16 protein-coding genes are annotated in these 17,684 nt (G+C 71.3%); 11 read left to right on the top strand and 5 right to left on the bottom strand.

The window, feature by feature from the left end; all coding sequences use genetic code 11:
* Positions 1 to 50 precede the first annotated feature (50 nt).
* Positions 51 to 617 (top strand): adenine phosphoribosyltransferase, encoded by a 567-nt coding sequence (locus F4558_RS15850; RefSeq protein WP_053657681.1) that lies wholly within the window; start codon positions 51 to 53, stop codon positions 615 to 617.
* A gap of 170 nt (positions 618 to 787) precedes the next feature.
* Complete coding sequence (locus tag F4558_RS15845) at positions 788 to 3,325, top strand: RelA/SpoT family protein (RefSeq protein WP_053657679.1); 2,538 nt, start codon at positions 788 to 790, stop codon at positions 3,323 to 3,325.
* A gap of 57 nt (positions 3,326 to 3,382) precedes the next feature.
* On the opposite strand, the gene F4558_RS15840 is transcribed toward F4558_RS15845, so the two are convergent.
* Together F4558_RS15840 and F4558_RS15835 are read right to left on the bottom strand one after the other, a co-directional pair.
* Positions 3,383 to 4,222, bottom strand: coding sequence for a peptidylprolyl isomerase (locus F4558_RS15840; RefSeq protein WP_053657677.1), 840 nt, complete (start codon positions 4,220 to 4,222; stop codon positions 3,383 to 3,385).
* A gap of 58 nt (positions 4,223 to 4,280) precedes the next feature.
* Positions 4,281 to 5,156 (bottom strand): peptidylprolyl isomerase, encoded by an 876-nt coding sequence (locus tag F4558_RS15835; protein ID WP_053657676.1) that lies wholly within the window; start codon positions 5,154 to 5,156, stop codon positions 4,281 to 4,283.
* Between the two features lie 266 nt (positions 5,157 to 5,422).
* Between F4558_RS15835 and F4558_RS15830 the strand changes: the two genes are divergently transcribed.
* The 3 genes from F4558_RS15830 (at position 5,423) to F4558_RS15820 (ending at position 8,546) form a co-directional block, all read left to right on the top strand.
* Complete coding sequence (locus tag F4558_RS15830; RefSeq protein ID WP_053657674.1) at positions 5,423 to 6,133, top strand: MBL fold metallo-hydrolase; 711 nt, start codon at positions 5,423 to 5,425, stop codon at positions 6,131 to 6,133.
* A 71-nt stretch (positions 6,134 to 6,204) separates the two neighbouring features.
* The gene (gene hisS / locus F4558_RS15825) at positions 6,205 to 7,533 is read left to right on the top strand and encodes a histidine--tRNA ligase (protein ID WP_167944925.1); all 1,329 of its coding nucleotides are present in this window, start codon (positions 6,205 to 6,207) and stop codon (positions 7,531 to 7,533) included.
* A gap of 77 nt (positions 7,534 to 7,610) precedes the next feature.
* Complete coding sequence (locus F4558_RS15820) at positions 7,611 to 8,546, top strand: acyl-ACP desaturase (protein WP_053657670.1); 936 nt, start codon at positions 7,611 to 7,613, stop codon at positions 8,544 to 8,546.
* Between the two features lie 123 nt (positions 8,547 to 8,669).
* Here F4558_RS15820 and F4558_RS15815 read toward each other — a convergent pair whose 3' ends face one another.
* Positions 8,670 to 9,176 carry a PaaI family thioesterase gene (locus tag F4558_RS15815; protein WP_053658532.1) on the bottom strand — a complete coding sequence of 169 codons (507 nt, stop codon included), beginning with the start codon at positions 9,174 to 9,176 and terminating at the stop codon, positions 8,670 to 8,672.
* 55 nt (positions 9,177 to 9,231) lie between these two features.
* Here F4558_RS15815 and F4558_RS15810 point away from each other — a divergent pair, with 55 nt between their 5' ends.
* Positions 9,232 to 9,708, top strand: coding sequence for a winged helix-turn-helix transcriptional regulator (locus F4558_RS15810; protein WP_053658534.1), 477 nt, complete (start codon positions 9,232 to 9,234; stop codon positions 9,706 to 9,708).
* A gap of 323 nt (positions 9,709 to 10,031) precedes the next feature.
* Complete coding sequence (locus tag F4558_RS15805; RefSeq protein ID WP_053658538.1) at positions 10,032 to 11,078, top strand: S1 family peptidase; 1,047 nt, start codon at positions 10,032 to 10,034, stop codon at positions 11,076 to 11,078.
* Positions 11,079 to 11,162: 84 nt separating this feature from the next.
* Here the strand turns inward: F4558_RS15805 and F4558_RS15800 are convergent, their stop codons facing one another.
* The gene (locus F4558_RS15800) at positions 11,163 to 11,786 is read right to left on the bottom strand and encodes a DUF998 domain-containing protein (protein ID WP_167944923.1); all 624 of its coding nucleotides are present in this window, start codon (positions 11,784 to 11,786) and stop codon (positions 11,163 to 11,165) included.
* Positions 11,787 to 11,938: 152 nt separating this feature from the next.
* A complete protein-coding gene (locus tag F4558_RS15795; protein WP_053658542.1) occupies positions 11,939 to 12,673 on the bottom strand; it encodes a DUF998 domain-containing protein in 735 nt (244 codons plus the stop codon).
* 154 nt (positions 12,674 to 12,827) lie between these two features.
* On the opposite strand from F4558_RS15795, the gene aspS reads away from it, so the two are divergent.
* The 4 genes from aspS (at position 12,828) to F4558_RS15775 (ending at position 17,626) form a co-directional block, all read left to right on the top strand.
* Positions 12,828 to 14,633 (top strand): aspartate--tRNA ligase, encoded by a 1,806-nt coding sequence (gene aspS / locus F4558_RS15790; protein ID WP_053658543.1) that lies wholly within the window; start codon positions 12,828 to 12,830, stop codon positions 14,631 to 14,633.
* A gap of 116 nt (positions 14,634 to 14,749) precedes the next feature.
* The gene (locus tag F4558_RS15785) at positions 14,750 to 15,562 is read left to right on the top strand and encodes a sugar nucleotide-binding protein (protein ID WP_053658545.1); all 813 of its coding nucleotides are present in this window, start codon (positions 14,750 to 14,752) and stop codon (positions 15,560 to 15,562) included.
* A gap of 86 nt (positions 15,563 to 15,648) precedes the next feature.
* Positions 15,649 to 16,248 (top strand): helix-turn-helix domain-containing protein, encoded by a 600-nt coding sequence (locus tag F4558_RS15780; RefSeq protein ID WP_053658547.1) that lies wholly within the window; start codon positions 15,649 to 15,651, stop codon positions 16,246 to 16,248.
* A 58-nt stretch (positions 16,249 to 16,306) separates the two neighbouring features.
* The gene (locus F4558_RS15775) at positions 16,307 to 17,626 is read left to right on the top strand and encodes an MFS transporter (RefSeq protein ID WP_167944922.1); all 1,320 of its coding nucleotides are present in this window, start codon (positions 16,307 to 16,309) and stop codon (positions 17,624 to 17,626) included.
* Positions 17,627 to 17,684 lie beyond the last annotated feature (58 nt).

Genomic DNA, 17,684 nt, shown 5'->3' with positions numbered 1-17,684 from the left:
GCGAGCAGCACTGCCGGACGCCGTTGTCGTCGGAAGGGAACGGAACTGCCGTGACGGAGACCCACAGCACCGCACCGCGCGGGGACCTCGGCCCGGAGACCGCCCGGCTGGTCGCCAGTCGGGTGCTGGACGTGCCGGACTTCCCCCAGCCCGGTGTCCTGTTCAAGGACCTGATGCCGCTGTTCGCCGACGCGAAGGTGTTCCGCGACGTGGTCGACGGGATCGTGGCATACCACGGGCGGGATGGCTTCGATGTCGTGGTCGGCATCGAGGCGCGCGGGTTCGTGGTGGCGGCGGCCGTCGCGTACGCGGCAGGGGTGGGCGTGGTGCCCGTCCGCAAGGCCGGCAAACTGCCCCGCCCGGCGCACTCGATCTCCTACGCCCTCGAATACGGCGAGGCCACCCTGGAAGTGCACGAGGACGCCTTCACCGCGGGTCACCGCGTGCTTGTGGTCGACGACGTGCTTGCCACCGGTGGCACTGCCGAGGCGACCCTGGACCTGGTCGAGCGGGCCGGTGGGACCGTCAGCGGCTTCACCGTACTGCTGGAGTTGGGTTTCCTGGGTGGCCGTGAACGGCTGGCGCCGCGTCCGGTCCATGCCCTGCTGACCGTTTGATTCGCGGCCCGTCAAGCGGACCCCGCGCCGACCGTCCGGCGGAGCGGCAGGGGACCGTCCGTGCGGGTAGCATTGCCCTTTGCTGACGCCGGCGGTACCCCGCCCGGCGACGCGAGACCAGGCCGGCCGATCTACGGCCGGTGTTTTCCCGGCGAGCGGTGAGGAGGCCGGTGTCCCACGATGTCGTCCCTCCGGCGGAGGGCACGGTGCACCCGACAGGCGACGCTGACGGCTCGGTGACCGACCGGAACGCTGACGCTCCGGCCCGGGTGACGGGCTCCGGCAAGGGCTCGGGCAACGGCTCCGGCAGGGCTGCGATCGACGGCACGACTGTGACGCCCGCCGCCACGGCGGGCGGCGTCGAGTCGTCCCTCGGCGCTGACGGGGTGGTGGTCCCGTTCCCTACCGACGCCGGTGTCGACCCGTCGCCCAGCGGCGGGTTCGGGCTGTCCAACGCGCCCACCGGTCGGCGGGTCCGGGCCCGGTTGGCCCGGTTCAACGCGCCCTGGCAGACCTCGCAGGTAAGCGAGGTGCTGGAGCCGCTCATCGCCAGCCACCGGGAGAACCACCCCAAGGCCGACGCGCGCTTGTTGCAGCGGGCCTTCGACACGGCGGCGCGGTGGCACTCCGGGCAGTACCGCAAGTCCGGCGACCCGTACATCACCCACCCTCTTGCCGTGGCGACGATCCTCGGCAACCTGGGGATGGACACCACCACGCTTGTCGCCGCCCTGCTGCACGACACCATCGAGGACACCGAATACACGCTCGACCAGATGCGCGTCGACTTCGGCGGTGAGGTCGCCCTGCTTGTCGACGGCGTCACCAAGCTCGACAAGGTAAAGCTCGGCGACGCGGCGAAGGCCGAGACGATCCGCAAGATGGTCGTGGCGATGGCCAAGGACCCGCGGGTGCTGGTGATCAAGCTGGCCGACCGGCTGCACAACATGCGCACCCTGACCTTCCTGCCCCGCCCCAAGCAGGAGCAGAAGGCCAAGGAGACCCTGGAGATCCTGGCGCCCCTGGCCCACCGGCTCGGTATGAACACGATCAAGTGGGAGCTGGAGGATCTGGCGTTCGGCACGCTGTTCCCGAAGCGCTTCGAGGAGATCAACCGTCTGATCGGGGAGCACCAGCCGCAGCGTGAGGCGCTGCTGCGCCAGGTGACGCAGAAGGTGTCGACCGACCTCAAGGCCGCCAAGATCAAGGCGGACACCACCGGGCGGCCGAAGCACCTCTACTCGATCTACCAGAAGATGATCGTGCGGGGTCGCGACTTCAACGACATCTACGACCTGGTGGGCGTACGGATCCTTGTCGACACGGTTCGTGACTGCTACGCGGCGCTGGGTGTGATCCACGCCAACTGGCAGCCGGTGCCGGGCCGGTTCAAGGACTACATCGCCATGCCCAAGTTCAACATGTACCAGTCGTTGCACACGACTGTCATCGGGCCCACCGGCAAGCCGGTGGAGATGCAGATCCGCACGTACGCGATGCACCGCACCGCCGAGTTCGGCATCGCGGCGCACTGGAAGTACAAGGAGCACAAGGGCACGCAGATCGTCGGCCCGCCGGCGCACATCGACGAGATGACCTGGCTGCGACAGTTGCTGGACTGGCAACGCGAGGCGGCCGACCCGAGCGAGTTCCTCGACGCGTTGCGCTTCGACCTGTCCAGCCAGGAGGTGTACGTCTTCACCCCCAAGGGTGACGTCATCCCGCTGCCGACCGGTTCGACGCCTGTGGACTTCGCGTACGCGGTGCACACCGAGGTCGGGCACAAGTGCATCGGCGCGCGGGTCAACGGCAAGCTCGTGCCGCTGGAGTCGACGCTGTCCAACGGCGACGTGATCGAGATCTTCACGTCGAAGTCCGAGACGGCCGGCCCCACCCAGGACTGGCTGGGCTTCGTCAAGAGCCCACGCGCCCGTACCAAGATCCGTCAGTACTTCAACAAGGAGCGGCGCGAGGAGGCGATCGAGGCCGGCAAGGACGCGATCGTCAAGGCCATGCGCAAGCAGGGCATGCCGTTGCAGCGGATGCTCACCTCCGAGGCGCTCATGTCGATCGCACGGGACCTGCACCTGGCCGACGTGGCGTCGCTGTACGCGGCGGTCGGCGACAGCCAGGTCTCGGCGCAGTCGGTGGTGCAGAAGCTGATGGCCGCGTACGGCGGCGAGGAGGGCGCGGCGGAGGACATCGCCGAGACCGCCGTCGCCACCCGGCCGCCGCGCAGCAGGCAGAGCAGCAGCGACCCCGGCGTGGTGGTCCGCGGCGTCAGCGACGTCTGGATCAAGCTGGCCCGCTGCTGCACACCGGTCCCACCGGACTCGGTCTTCGGGTTCGTCACCCGCTCCGGCGGGGTGAGCGTGCACCGCGACGACTGCGCCAACGCCGAGGACCTGCGGGCGCAGAGCGAGCGGGTCGTCGAGGTCAGCTGGAAGCTCACCTCCGCCTCGACCTTCCTGGTGGCCATACAGGTCGAGGCGCTGGACAGGCACAAGCTGCTCGCCGACGTCACGAGGGTGCTCTCCGACGAGCGGGTCAACATCCTCTCGGCCACCGTCACCACCACCCGCGACCGGGTGGCGGTGAGCCGGTTCAGCTTCGAGATGGCCGACCCGAAGCACCTGGGCCACCTCCTGGCCACCGTCCGCAAGGTCGACGGCGTCTTCGACGCGTACCGGGTCACCTCCGGGGCCTGACCCCGACAGCAAAGCGCCCGCCGGCTCAGCCGGCGGGCGCTTTCACGTGCGTGGGCGTCAGCCCTGCGGGTTGCTCATTGTGAGGTCCTTGATGACGATCTCCTTCTTCGGGTGACCGCCACCGGCCTGCTGGGCGAACGCCCCGTCGTCGCCGGCCTTTGCCACGTCCTTGACGATGTCCATGCCGCCGGTGATGGTGCCCAGCACGGTGTACGCCGGGTCCAGCGGCGAGTCGCCGTAGACGATGAAGAACTGGCTGCCGGTGCTGCCCGGCTGGCCGGAGTTGGCCATCGCGATGACACCCTCCGGGTACGGCGGGCGCTTGTCGGTGGGCAGGTTCTCCTCGGCCTGGCGGTAGCTCGGGCCGCCGGTGCCGTCGGTGTCCCGCCAGCCCTTGCCGGTGGCGCTCGGGTCACCGCACTGAAGCACCTTGATGCCCTCGGTCACCAGGCGGTGGCACTTGCTGTTGTCGAAGAAGTTCTTCTCCGCCAGGTAGGTGAAGCTGCCCGCCGTGCACGGCGACAGCGACCTGTCGACCTTGGCGGTGATCGGACCCAGGTTGGTGTCGATCGTCATGGTCTGCACGCCGGTGGCGGACTGCTGGTTGCTGGGCAACCCGACGTCCTTGATCTGCGGGGACCGCTGGTCGGCGGGCAGCTCGGTGAACGCGCACTCGGCAGTGCCGGGCGCCGAGGCGGCCGTGTCGGTCTTGTCGTCGTCGCCGCCGAGGGTCATGGCCAGCCAGGCGGTGCCGGCGACCACGAGGACCAGGGCAGCCCCCGCACCGATGATCGCCTGGGTCTGCCGGCGCTTACGGGCCTTGCCCGCGCGCTCGGCCATCTCCTTCTCGAGCCGGGCGCGTGCCGCCGCGCGCTGCCGCTCTCTGGTGGACGTCACGCCTGGATCCTCCTGGCTGTCTGCTGCTTGGTGCCGCTCGGGTGGGTGGTGCTACCTGTCAACCCGCGCTCGGGCTGCTGGCCGGGGCGCTGGCGGGCGGTGCCGCGCCGGTGACCGGCTCACCGACGGTGAGGCTCTGGATCACCACGTCGGACTTGGGCCTGACCTTCGCCCCGGTCCCATTCTCCACGGTCGGCAGGGCACCGATCTTCTCCACCACGTCCAGCCCGCCGGTGACCTTGCCGATCACCGGGTACTTCGGGTCCGCTGTGGTGAAGTCCTTGAAGAAGATCAGGAACTGGCTGCCGTTGCTGCCCGGCGGGTTGGAGATCATCGCGACGGTCCCCTTGGGGTACGTCGGCGGCTGACCGGGCGCCGGGCTGGCCGACGGTGACGCCGACGGCACAGTCGGCAGGTCCTCGTCGTAGAAGGAGTAGCTCGGGCCGCCGAGACCGCTGCCGCTGGGGTCGCCGCAGCGAAGCGCGCCGTCGGCGGTGATCTCGTGGCACTGGGTGTTGTCGTAGAACGACCGGCTCGCCAAGTGGGCGATGCTCGCGGCGGCACACGGGGAAGTGGCCAGGTTGAGCTCGGCGGTGATCGGCCCGCCCTGGTTGGTGGTGACCGTCATCGCCCGGGTGCCCTCGGTGGGCAGACCCTTGGTCTCCGGTGTGCCGACGTCCTTGAGGTTGGTGTTGACCGCCGCGTCCTGCGGCGTCCAGACGCAGGTCTCCTCGACCGCGGCGTTCTGCTTCGGCTCCGAGTCGAACGCCCCGAGCGCCCAGGCCGAACCGGCCACGACCAGCGCGAGGACCAGGAAGACACCGACACCGGCCTGGATCTGTCGGCGGCGCCGCGTGGCGGCTGCCCGCCGGGCCAACTGCCGGTCGAGCTTGGCCCGCGCCAGTTTGCGCTGCCGGTCCCTGCTGGAAGCCACCAGTGCTCCCCTTTCCTCTGCCTGGTCGTCGCCGACGGCCGGGTGTCCCGGACCATCCGGCGTTTCGTGTGCCGCGCCACACGCCCGCCAGAGTGTACGGCTAGCGACTGGGAATGTGGTGTACGAGGTCCACCCCGTCCCGAGCAGCGCTTATCGGAGGCTGTCACTGTGCCCGCCGAGGCGCGAGGGGACGGACGCGGCGAACCCGCTCGCCGGGCCGGTTAGGCTGCTGGGCAGGACGACAGCTCGACGGAAGGACAGCGCCCGTGCTCGTGGCCGGCTTTCCCGCGGACGCCTTCGGCACCAACTGCTACGTGGTGGCGACCGCGCCGGGGGAGCAGTGTGTCGTGGTCGACCCCGGCATCGGGGTGCTCGACCAGCTCGACGCCCTCCTCGCCGAGCACCGCCTGCACCCGGCAGCAGTCCTGCTGACCCACGGGCACCTGGACCACACCTTCTCGGTCGCCCCGGTCTGCGGCGCCCGTGGCATCACCGCGTACGTGCACCCCGGCGACCGGGAGATGCTTGCCGACCCGGCCAAGGGTCTGTCGGCCGACCTGACCTCCCTCTTCGGCGGCCGGCTGAGCTACAGCGAGCCCGACGACGTGGCGGAGCTGACCGACGGCGCCACCCTCACCCTCGCCGGCCTGGAGATCGCCGTCGACCACGCACCGGGCCATACCGGCGGGTCGGTGCTGTTCCGGCTGCCCGGCGCGGGCTCGGGCTGGGAGGCTGACGAGATCTGCCTCTCCGGCGACGTGCTCTTCGCCGGGTCGATCGGCCGCACCGACCTGCCGGGCGGCAGCATGCCAGCCATGCTCGACAGCCTGCGCGACAAGATCCTCCCCTTGGCCGACGACACAGTCGTCCTGCCCGGGCACGGTCCCAGCACCACGATCGGCCGCGAGCGCGCCAGCAACCCGTACCTCATCGAGGTTGCGGGGTCGGTGCCCGCCGCGCCCACCCGGGGTCTTTGAGAAACGTCCGCGCCGGTCGCGGACCCACGACACCACCGCGCCGCGGGCGCGGAACCGCAAGGAGTACGCCCATGAGCAAGCCCACGCCCATCTCCGGCTTCCCGGAGTGGACCCCCGGCCAGCGGATGATCGAGCAGTTCGTGCTCGACAAGATCCGGGGCACGTTCGAGTTGTACGGGTTCGCGCCGCTGGAGACCCGCGCGGTGGAGCCGCTCGACCAGCTGCTGCGCAAGGGCGAGACCTCCAAAGAGGTGTACGTGATCCGGCGGTTGCACGCCGACGCCGAGGGCGGCGGCGGTGACGACCAGCTCGGCCTGCACTTCGACCTGACCGTGCCGTTCGCCAGGTACGTGCTGGAGAACGCCGGCAAGCTCGCCTTCCCGTTCCGCCGCTACCAGATCCAGAAGGTGTGGCGGGGGGAGCGCCCGCAGGAGGGGCGCTACCGGGAGTTCGTGCAGGCCGACATCGACATCGTGGACCGGGACTCACTCGCCCCGCACCACGAGGCGGAGATCCCGCTGGTGATCGGGGACGCGCTACGCTCGTTGCCGATCCCGCCGGTGACCATCCAGGTCAACAACCGCAAGGTCTGCGAGGGCTTCTACCGGGGGATCGGGCTGACCGACCCGGAGGCGGCGCTCCGTGCCGTCGACAAGCTCGACAAGATCGGCCCGGCGAAGGTGGCCGAACTGCTGGCCCAGAGCGCCGGTGCGAGCGAGGCGCAGGCCAAGGCGTGCCTGGCGCTTGCCGAGATCTCCGCGCCGGACGCGTCGTTCGCCGACGCCGTACGCGCCCTGGGCGTTACCGACCCGCTGCTCGACGAGGGCATCGAGGAGCTGGTGCGGGTCGTCGAGACCGCCGCCGAGCACTCGCCCGGCCTGTGCGTCGCCGACCTGCGCATCGCCCGGGGGCTCGACTATTACACCGGCACCGTCTACGAGACCCAACTGCGCGGCTACGAGCGGTTCGGCTCGATCTGCTCCGGCGGTCGGTACGACAGCCTGGCCACTCTCGGCGCCACCTCGTTCCCTGGCGTGGGGATCTCGATCGGGGTGACCCGGCTGCTCGGGCTGCTCTTCGGCGCGGGCGAGCTGTCGATCTCCCGTTCGGTGCCCACCTGTGTCCTGGTGGCGGTGACCGGCGAGGAGCAGCGTGCGGCAAGCAACCGGGTGGCCGAGGCGCTGCGGCGACGCGGGGTGCCGACCGAGGTGTCGCCCAGCGCGGCGAAGTTCGGCAAGCAGATCCGCTACGCCGAGCGGCGCGGCATCCCGTACGTCTGGTTCCCGGGCGTCGACGACGCGCCCGACGAGGTCAAGGACATTCGCTCAGGTGAGCAGGTAGCTGCCGACGCGGGGGAGTGGATGCCGCCCGTCGAGGACCGTACGGCGAGAGTCAACTGAGTCTCACCACTGGCGCGCAGAGCCGCGGGGACCTACGGTAGCGTAAGTTACGCCACCGTAGGGAGTTTCTCGTGACCATGAGCACCACGCTGAGCCAGACCGCACTCCTCGTCGAGCTGGAGCCGGTTGTCGCACGCAACCTGGACCGCCACCTCTCGCTGGCCAAGGAGTGGTTCCCGCACGAGTACGTGCCGTGGAGCGAGGGGCGCACCTTCGACGGGCCGCTCAATGGTGAGGCGTGGTCGCCGACCGACTCGACAATCCCGGACGTCGCCCGCACGGCGCTCATCGTCAACCTGCTGACCGAGGACAACCTGCCCTCGTACCACCACGAGATCGCCACCCTGTTCGGTCGCGACGGCGCGTGGGGCACCTGGGTGCACCGGTGGACCGCCGAGGAGGGCCGCCACGGCACCGCCATCCGCGACTACCTGACCGTCACCCGGGCCGTCGACCCGGTGGCGCTGGAGCGGGCCCGGATGACCCACATGGCCGCCGGCTACGTCAACGTGCACGACGACGAGGTGCTGCACTCCCTGGCGTACGTCTCGTTCCAGGAGCTGGCCACCCGCATCTCGCACCGCAACACGGGCAAGGCCACCGGCGACCCCGCCTGCGAGGCGCTGCTGGCCCGGGTGGCAGCCGACGAGAACCTGCACATGGTCTTCTACCGCAACCTGCTCGCCGCCGCGTTCGAGCTGGCCCCGAGCCAGGCCATGCGGGCCGTCGCGGACGTGGTGGCCGACTTCCAGATGCCCGGCAACGGCATCGACGGCTTCGCCCGCAAGTCGGTGGCGATCGCCCTGGCCGGCATCTACGACCTGCGCCAGCACCGCGACGAGGTGCTCCAGCCGGTGCTGCGGCAGTGGGACGTGTTCAACGTGACCGGCCTGAACGCCGACGGCGAAGCCGCCCGCGAGCAGCTCGCCGCCCAGCTCGACGAACTGGACCGCGCTGCGAGCCGCTTCGAAGAGAAGCGAGCAGCCCGAGCAGCCCGCCTAGCCCTCCGCTAAGCCCAACCCCCACCCCCACCCCCGCGATCTTGCACTTTGTGTCGCCGCGAATCGGTGCAATGCGCCTGTTTCGACGACCGAAAGTGCAAGATCGCGGGGGTGGGGGTGCGGGGCGCGGTGGGTTCAGGGGAGGGGGTAGATGAGGCAGCTGCTTGTGGCGTGGGCTATCAGGCGGGCGTCGGCGTCGGTGAGGCGCGCTTCGGCCAGGGCCGTGCGGCGGCCACGCTGGAGCACCGTGCCCTCGCAGCGCAGCGTGCCGCTGTCGACGGTGACCGGGCGGAGGAACTTGACGTTCAGGTCCAGCGACGTGTAGCCGACGCCGGCCGGCAGCGTGGTGTGCACGGCGCAGGCGGCGGCGGTGTCGAGCATTGTCGAGATGACGCCACCGTGGACGGTGCCCAGCGGGTTGTAGTGGAACTCCTGCGGGATCAACTCGATGGCGACCCGGCCCTCGTCGGCCTCCATCCGCCCCATGTCGATCAGGTCCATCACCGGCGGCCCGGCCAGCTCTCCGGCGATCATCGCGCGGAGCAGTTCGATGCCACTGCGCCGTCCGACCTGCGCGGCGTTGGCCGCCGGATCCGACCAGGTGAAGGTACGGCTGCGCGCCGGCTCCTGGGTCTGTGTCATGGACGCAGCCTCGCAGTCGATTGCTGAGTCTGTCAACAAGACCTAGCCTGGGCGGATGACGCCCGCGGCACTGGACTGGTCGGTGGAGAACTGCACCATCGCCCGCGCGATGGAGATCCTCGGTGAGCGGTGGACGCTCGTGGTGCTCCGGGAGGTGTTCAACGGCATCCGCCGCTTCGACGACATGCGGGTACGCACCGGGATCCCGCGTCAGGTGTTGACCAACCGGCTGGCCGTGCTCGTGGAGCGGGGCGTCCTGCGCCGCGAGCCGTACCAGGAGCCGGGCAGCCGGGTGCGCCACGAATACCGGCTGACCGAGATGGGTCTGGCTCTGTGGCCGGTGCTGGTCGCCGTGCTCGGGTGGGGCGACCGGTACCTCGCCGACCCGGAGGGCTCGCCCCTGCGGGTGGCACACCGCGACTGCGATGCCGAGGTTCGCGTCGAGCTGCGCTGTGCCGAGGGGCACGAGGTGACCGAACCCCGCGACGTGCTGCCCCGCCCTGGCCCGGGAGCGCGTCGCCGTACCCCCTGACGCCGGACCGCCGAGGCCGCGTTGCGGACGGCGTTGCCCGTGGGGGAGCGGTTGTGGCGGCAAACGCGCCCGGCGGCCGAGGGTGTCCGAAACGGATCCGGGGGACTTTCGGTGTGACGGTGCCTGCTCGCCAGAGTGTCAGTGGTGTTGCGGCGATGTGACCGGTGAGGGTCGACGAATTCGGGCGAAACCAAGTCTTGTCAATGATCTTAAGTATGTGAATACTTCAGTTCACTCGGCCGGTTTTCCCAGATCGGCTGGGTTGCCCTCGGGTCAGCCGCGCCCGGCGAGACCCGTACTCCCCCGCCCAGGAGGTTTGTTACATGCGACCCACGAGGTCCTCATTCCGTGTTGCGGCGACAGTCGCCGTGAGCGGAACCCTGGTCGTCGGCTCGCTCATCGGCGCCCCCGCCCAGGCCGCCCCCGCCGCCTCTGCCGACACCGCCGCCGCGCTCTCCGCCGAGCTTGGTGACCGCTCCGCCGGCTCGTACATCGACGCCAGCGGCAAGACCGTCGTCACCGTCACCGACGCCGCCGCGGCGCGCAAGGTGAGCAACGCCGGGGCGAGCGTCAAGTACGTGACCCGCGGGTCCGCCGAGCTCAACCGCGCCACGGCCGACCTGGAGCGTTCGGCGAAGATCCCGGGCACCGCCTGGTGGAGCGACCCGGTCACCAACCAGGTCGTCGTCTCGGTGGACAGCACGGTCACCGGCGCCAAGCTGGAGCGGGTCAAGGCCGCCGCGGCGCGCGCCAACGGCGCCGTGCGGGTCGAGGCCGAGGCCGGCGTGCTGAGCACCCGGATCTCCGGTGGTCAGGCCATCTACGCCGGTGGCGGCGGGCGCTGCTCGCTCGGCTTCAACGTGCGCAGCGGCAGCACCTACTACTTCCTGACCGCTGGGCACTGCACCAACATCTCGGCGAGCTGGTACTCCAACTCCGCCCAGACCTCGCTGCTCGGCAGCCGTACCGGCACCAGCTTCCCGGGCAACGACTACGGCATCGTGCGGCACAACAACTCCGCCAACGCCGCCGGCAACGTCTCGCTCTACAACGGCAGCTTCCGCGACATCACCGGCTCCGGCAACGCGTCGGTCGGCCAGTCGGTGCAGCGCTCCGGCAGCACCACCGGCCTGCGCAGTGGTTCGGTGACCGCGACCAACGCCACTGTGAACTACGCCGAGGGCTCGGTCTCCGGCCTGATCCGCACCAACGTCTGCGCCGAGCCGGGCGACAGCGGCGGCTCGCTGTTCGCCGGTGGCACCGCCCTGGGTCTGACCTCCGGTGGTAGCGGCAACTGCCGCACCGGCGGCACGACCTTCTTCCAGCCCGTCACCGAGGCCCTGAGCCGCTACGGCGTCAGCGTCTTCTGATCCTCGCACCGCAAGCGGGCCGCCGGAGCACTCCGGCGGCCCGCTCGCTCTCCCGGTCCGTGGCAGGTCAGGGCAGGTGGCAGGTCAGGGCAGCGGCCGGCGGCGGGTCAGCGCGGCGAGCACTGCGGCCAGCGGTACGACCGCCTCGGCGGCCGCCACGAGCCGTTCCGTCAGTCCGATCCAGGCGCCGTCGGTGAAGAACTCGACGGCGAACCAACCGAGCAGCCCCAGCAGGAGCGCCGTCACCGCGAACGCCGGCCAGCGGGCCGGTCCGCTCGGAGTCGCCATGTCCGGTTGATCCCCGGCTGTGGGTCGCGCCGTCCGCCAGGGCACGGCCAGGGCGGGCCACACGGCCAACGCCCCGAACGCCACACCGGCGGCGACGACGTGGGTGATCGACCCGTCCGGGCGCTGTGGAAAGACGACGAGCACCACTGTGGCAAGCCCGCCGAGCGCGAGCAGCCCACGGCCCGCCGGTGCGGCGGTGACCAGACCGAGCGCCGTCACCAGGTGGCAGAGCCCCAGGCCGGCCAGCCCGAGCGTCATGATCCAACGATGGTCCGCGCCGGTGGCGGCGAGCGCGCTGATGGTCTGCCGGACCGGGTCGAACCCGTCCGGTTGGGCGGCCTGCGCCACCGTCCAGCCTCCGACGAGGAACAGTGGCGCGCCACCGGCCGACAGCAGGACCCAGCGGGGCACGACAGACATCGCGTGATCGTAGCGGTGTGGCCGGCGGCGGAAACGTGCGCGCGGACGGCCGGATCTGCCAGCCCGAGCAGCACCCGACACCACCGCCGTGACGCCGCTGGCGGTCGGGGCCGGGCCGGCGGCTGGCCGGCTCGACAGAGGTCAGGCGCGGCTCACGGCAGCGGATCGGACCGCCGCGCGGTGGGGCCGGGCGGCGGGCGAAGCGGATCCGGGGTCACGACACCGGTCAGTGGCAGGGCCGGGCCGACGGTGGTGGTGCCAGCGGCGGCCCAGGTGAGATGCGCCCGCCGGGCCGACAGCACCGCAAGCAGTGGCCAGAGCGACACGGCCACGGCCGTGACCCGCTCGGCAAGCCCGGTCCGGGACCCGCTCGTCACCTCGAACGCGGACCAGCCGAAGAGCGCCAGCAGCACGACCGTCGCGCCGAGACCCACAGCTCGACGGAACGCCCACGGCGGCTGCGGCGCCGCCGGATGCGCGTTGTCCCGACCCCGTGGCAGCCGCAACGCCGACCCGGCCGGCCAGAGCGCCAGGGCCAGGACGGCAACTGTCGCCGCGATGCCATGGCTCAGAGAGCCACCGACCGTCGGTCGGGGAAAGGCGACAAGCGCGAGAGTGGCCACACCGCCGACGGCGAGCAGGAAGCGGCTGGGCAGGCCTGCCGCGTGCAGCACGGCGGCCACCGCCAGATAGCAGCAGCCGAGCAGCACCAGGGCGGTGACCATGATCCAGGCGTCGGTGGCGTCCTGCCCCGCCAACTCGCTGATGGTGTCCCGGACCGGGTCGTACCCGGCGGGCTGCCTGCTCTCCGCGACCGTCCAACCGGCCACCAGCAGCACGGGCGCGGCAGCCGCCGTGACGACGGCCCAGTTCGGTACGGCGCGCATTTCGCCACGTTAACCAATACGCCGGGCCGCCGAGCACGGTTCGCCCGTCCGCCCACCAGCGAATCCCCACGGGCTGCCGGGTGCCCCCGAAGGAGACCGGCCGCCCCTGACAGAATGCCGGTGAGGACTGTTCCACGATGAGGAGTTGCCAGCCGTGATCCGTACCCACAATGCCGGAAGCCTGCGCGCGACGGACGCCGGCTCGACGGTGACGCTGGCCGGGTGGGTGGCCCGCCGGCGCGACCACGGCGGCGTCATCTTCGTCGACCTGCGCGACGGCTCCGGCGTGGTCCAGGTGGTGTTCCGGGAAGAGGACGCGCACGCGCTGCGCAACGAGTTCTGCGTGAAGGTCACCGGCGAGGTGACCCGCCGCCCCGAGGGCAACGAGAACCCGGATCTGCCCACCGGCGAGATCGAGGTCACCGCCACCGAGCTGGAGGTGCTCTCCGAGGCCGCGCCGCTGCCGCTGCCCGTGGACGACCAGGTCGAGGCCGGCGACGACATCCGCCTCAAGTACCGCTACCTGGACCTGCGCCGCAGTGGCCCGGCGAACGCGCTGCGGCTGCGCTCGCGCGCCAGCCACCTCGCCCGGGGAGTGCTGCACGAGCGGGACTTCCTGGAGATCGAGACGCCGACGCTTACCCGCTCGACGCCCGAGGGCGCCCGTGACTTCCTGGTGCCGGTGCGGCTCCAGCCCGGCAGCTGGTACGCGCTGCCGCAGTCGCCGCAGCTGTTCAAGCAGCTGCTGATGGTCGGCGGCATGGAGCGGTACTACCAGATCGCCCGCTGCTACCGCGACGAGGACTTCCGCGCCGACCGGCAGCCGGAGTTCACCCAGCTCGACATCGAGATGTCCTTCGTGACCGAGGACGACGTCATCGACCTCGGCGAGGCGATCGTCTCGGCGCTCTGGAAGGACCTGGCCGGGCACGAGATCACCCGGCCGATTCCGCGGATCACCTGGCACGACGCGATGGCCCGGTACGGCTCCGACAAGCCGGACCTGCGCTACGGCGTCGAGCTGACCGAACTGACCGACTACCTGCGCGGCACGCAGTTCCGGGTGTTCGCCGGTGCGATCGACGCGGGCGGCTACGTCGGTGCGGTGGTCATGCCGGGCGGCGCGTCGCAGACCCGCAAGGAGCTTGACGGCTGGCAGGACTGGGCCAAGGCGCGCGGCGCCCGTGGCCTGGCGTACGTGGTGCTGGACGCCGAGACCGGCGAGGCGCGCGGGCCGGTGGCCAAGAACCTCTCCGCCGAGCACCTGGGCGGGCTCGCCGACGCCGTCGGTGCCAAGCCGGGCGACGCGGTGTTCTTCGCGGCCAGCGGCACCGCCCGCGAGGCGCAGGAGCTGCTGGGCGCCGCCCGCGTCGAGATCGCCAAGCGGGCCGGCCTGATCGACGAGAGCGCCTGGGCGTTCTGCTGGGTGGTCGACGCGCCGATGTTCGAGCGCACTGACGAGGGCGGTTGGACGGCCGTGCACCACCCGTTCACCTCGCCGAACGCCGAGTGGGTGGACCGGTTCGAGTCCGCGCCGGACCGCGCGTTGGCGTACGCGTACGACATCGTCTGCAACGGCAATGAGATCGGCGGCGGCTCGATCCGTATCCACCGGGGTGACGTGCAGAAGCGGGTCTTCGACCTGCTCGGCATCACGCCTGAGGAGGCGCAGGACAAGTTCGGCTTCCTGCTGGAGGCGTTCAAGTACGGCGCCCCGCCGCACGGCGGCATCGCCTTCGGCTGGGACCGGGTCTGCATGCTGCTGGCCGGCGCGGACTCCATCCGCGAGGTGATCGCGTTCCCGAAGACCCGGGGCGGCTTCGACCCGCTGACCGGCGCGCCGACGCCCATCACCGCCCAGCAGCGCACCGAGGCCGGCATCGACGCCAAGCCCAAGCCGGCCGCCACCGCCCACACCGGCACAGCCGGCCCCGCAGCCCCGGTAGCCGACCCGGTCTAGCCCTCACCGCCCCTCCCACCCTGCCCTGGTGATCTTGAGGTTGACGGGGGCGTGCTCCGGCGCGTCTTCCCGCTAACCTCATGATCACCAGGGCGGGCGGGGGAGGGGCTGGGATCGTGCGAGTGCTTGTTGTCGGGGGTAGTGGGTTTTTGGGGCGGGAGGTTTGTCGGCGGGCTGTTGCGGCCGGGCGGCAGGTCGTGGGGACCTTCCACTCTCAGGACATCGCGGTGCCGGGTGTCGCGGCGCACCGCCTGGACGTGACAGACCGGGCCGCCGTGCGCGCGCTTGTCGCGCAGGTGCGCCCCGACGCCGTGGTGAGCACCCCCTACCGGTACGACGACTGGACGGTCACCGCCGACGGGGCCGCCAACGTGGCCGTCGCCGCCGCCGAAGCCGGAGTTCGCCTGGTGCACATGTCCAGCGACGCACTGCACGCCGGCCGTCCGTCGCCGTACCTCGACGACGACGTGCCCACCCCGATCCACGCGTACGGTGCCGCGAAGGCCGCCGCCGAGACCGCCGTACGGGCTGTCGACCCCGGCGCGGCGCTCGTGCGTACCTCGCTGATCGTGGGGGAGGGCAGCAAGCAGATCCAGCTCTGCCGGGACGCCCTCGCCGGCCGGGCCACCCTGTTCACCGACGAGACCCGCTGCCCGGTCGACGTCACCGACCTGGCCGACGCCGTGCTGGAACTGGCCTGCTCGTCGTACGCCGGTCTGTTGAACGTGGCTGGCCCCGACGCGGTGAGCCGGGCCGAGCTGGGCCTGCTGGTGGCCGGGCGGTTCGGTCTGGACGCCGCCGCGCTGAAGACCACCACCGGCGCGGCGGCCGGCGTGGTCCGCCCCACCGAGGTACGCCTGGACTGCTCCCGCGCAACGGATCTGCTGCGTACGCGGCTGCGGGGAGTGCGCGAACTCCTGGCCCGCTGAGGCCCACCGTCAGTCATCCCGAGCCTCTGCACACTTCCTATGCATAAACGTTGTGCATAGGAAGTGTGCAGAGTTATTGTGCAAGCATGGAGACGCCTTCACCCGACCGTCCGGCTGAGCCGCGCCGCGTCCATCTGGACAGCCGGCAGGTCCGCACCCTGGCTCACCCGCTGCGGATGCGGCTGCTCGGCTCACTTCGCGTGGACGGTCCGGCGACCGCCACCGCCCTGGCCGAGAAGTTGGGCACCAACACCGGCGCCACGAGCTATCACCTGCGGCAGCTCGCCGAGGTGGGGTTGGTGACCGAGGACCCCGATCGGGGCACCAGCCGGCAGCGCTGGTGGCAGGCCGCGCACGACATCAGCAACTTCGAGCCCACCGACTTCGACGACGACCCGGACGCCCGCGCCGCCGTGCAGTGGATCCAGGCCGACCAGGTGCGGGTGATGGCCGAGCTGTACGAGAGGTGGACGGCCGTCGAGCACCACCAATCCCGGCCCTGGCGTGACGCCGCCGGCATGAGTGACCTGGTGCTGCCGCTCGACCCGGCCCGGTTGCGGGCCCTCAACGACGAGCTGTGGGAGGTGCTGATGCGCTACCGCGACGAGCCCGTGGCTGACGGCGGCGACGTCAAGCCCGTGCACGTGTTCCTGGCCGGCATCCCACGGCTGGACCAGCGCTGGTGAGCGCGCGGCCCGCACCGGTTCCGCGAGCCCCGCACCCGCCGACAGAGGAGGGCATCCGATGAGCGCGCTGACCGTACGTCAGGTCCGGCAGAGGTTCCTGCTCCTGCACGGGCTGCGGTGGCTGCCCAGCGGCCTGATCATCCCGGTGATGATCCTGTTGATGCAGGAGCGGGGCCTGTCGCTGTCCCAGATCGGGCTGGTCACCGTCGCCCAAGGGCTGGTCGTGTTGGCACTGGAGCTGCCCACCGGCGGCCTCGCCGACGCGCTCGGCCGTCGGCCGGTACTCCTGGTGGCCTGGACACTTGCTCTGGCCTCCCTGCTGATCTTCGCGGTCGCCGACACGTTCGCGGTCTTCGTGCTGGTCTGGGCCCTGCAGGGGGTCTTCCGTGCCCTCGACAGCGGCCCACTGGAGTCCTGGTACGTCGACGCCACCCTCGCCGCCGACCCGGAGGCGAAGTACGAGCCGGGCCTCGGCTACGCCGGCACCGTCATCGGCGTGACCATCTCCGCCGGCGCGCTGCTGGCAGGCGGCCTGATCGCGCTCGGCCCGATCGGGCCGGTCAGCGCGCTCACCGTCCCGGTGCTCGTCGCCGCGGCTTTCCAGGTGGTGGCCCTGGCCGCCCTTGTGACACTGCTGCGGGAGGTCCGCCCGGCCAAGGGCGCTGGGGCGTTGCGGGCCTCGATCGTCGAGGCGCCCCGGATGATCGGTCAGTCGTTCGGGCTGCTGCGCCGCTCCCGGGTGCTGCTGGCCCTCGTCGCGGTGGAACTGTTCTGGGGCTTCGGCATGGTCACCTTCGAGTCGCTGCTGCCGGTCCGGCTCGCCGAGGTGGTAGGGGATCCGGACCGGGCGGCGGCGCTGCTCGGACCGGCGAACTCGGCGGCCTGGCTGGCCAGTGCGGCTGGTGCCGCCCTCACCCCGCTGCTGCTGCGCTGGCTGGGCGCCGCGCCCAGTGCCGCCCTGCTGCGCATCCTGCAGGGTGCGACGGTGGTCGGGATGGGTCTGTTCGCAGGCCCGGTCGGGGTGCTCGTGGCCTACCTCGCCTGCTACAGCATCCACGGGGCGTCCAACCCGGTGCACATGGGGCTGCTGCACCGCCAGGTCGACGGGCCGTACCGGACCAGCGTGATCTCGCTGAACTCGATGATGGGCCAGCCCGGCTTCGCGGTCGGCGCGGTCGTGCTCACCGCGCTCGCCGACAGGGTCAGCGTCACCGCCGCGATGCTCGTCGGCGCGGTCGTGCTCGCCGTGGCCGCCCCGCTCTACCTGCCGGCCTGGCGGGCCGGTCGCCAGCCCGCCGACCCGCCGTCCGATCAAAGCGCGGTCTCGGCCGATCAGGGCGCGGTCCCCGTGCCCGCCGAGCCCTCACGCCGTCAGTGACAGCCGAACGCCTGCCGCTCCGGCCGTCCGGGAAGGATTCCCTCTCCGACGGCCGGAG

Origin of the sequence: Micromonospora profundi, from assembly GCF_011927785.1 — a bacterium.
GTDB lineage: Bacteria > Actinomycetota > Actinomycetes > Mycobacteriales > Micromonosporaceae > Micromonospora > Micromonospora profundi.
This window is presented reverse-complemented; position numbering and strand designations above follow the sequence as displayed.

What these genes read in the sequence shown, in the direction of transcription:
- F4558_RS15800 (WP_167944923.1), bottom strand. Translation starts at nt 11,786, where the DNA reads ATGTCTGTCGTGCCCCGCTGGGTCCTGCTGTCGGCCGGTGGCGCGCCA.
- F4558_RS15775 (WP_167944922.1), top strand. Translation starts at nt 16,307, where the DNA reads ATGAGCGCGCTGACCGTACGTCAGGTCCGGCAGAGGTTCCTGCTCCTG.
- F4558_RS15820 (WP_053657670.1), top strand. Translation starts at nt 7,611, where the DNA reads ATGAGCACCACGCTGAGCCAGACCGCACTCCTCGTCGAGCTGGAGCCG.
- F4558_RS15815 (WP_053658532.1), bottom strand. Translation starts at nt 9,176, where the DNA reads ATGACACAGACCCAGGAGCCGGCGCGCAGCCGTACCTTCACCTGGTCG.
- F4558_RS15795 (WP_053658542.1), bottom strand. Translation starts at nt 12,673, where the DNA reads ATGCGCGCCGTACCGAACTGGGCCGTCGTCACGGCGGCTGCCGCGCCC.
- F4558_RS15780 (WP_053658547.1), top strand. Translation starts at nt 15,649, where the DNA reads ATGGAGACGCCTTCACCCGACCGTCCGGCTGAGCCGCGCCGCGTCCAT.
- F4558_RS15810 (WP_053658534.1), top strand. Translation starts at nt 9,232, where the DNA reads ATGACGCCCGCGGCACTGGACTGGTCGGTGGAGAACTGCACCATCGCC.
- hisS (WP_167944925.1), top strand. Translation starts at nt 6,205, where the DNA reads ATGAGCAAGCCCACGCCCATCTCCGGCTTCCCGGAGTGGACCCCCGGC.
- F4558_RS15805 (WP_053658538.1), top strand. Translation starts at nt 10,032, where the DNA reads ATGCGACCCACGAGGTCCTCATTCCGTGTTGCGGCGACAGTCGCCGTG.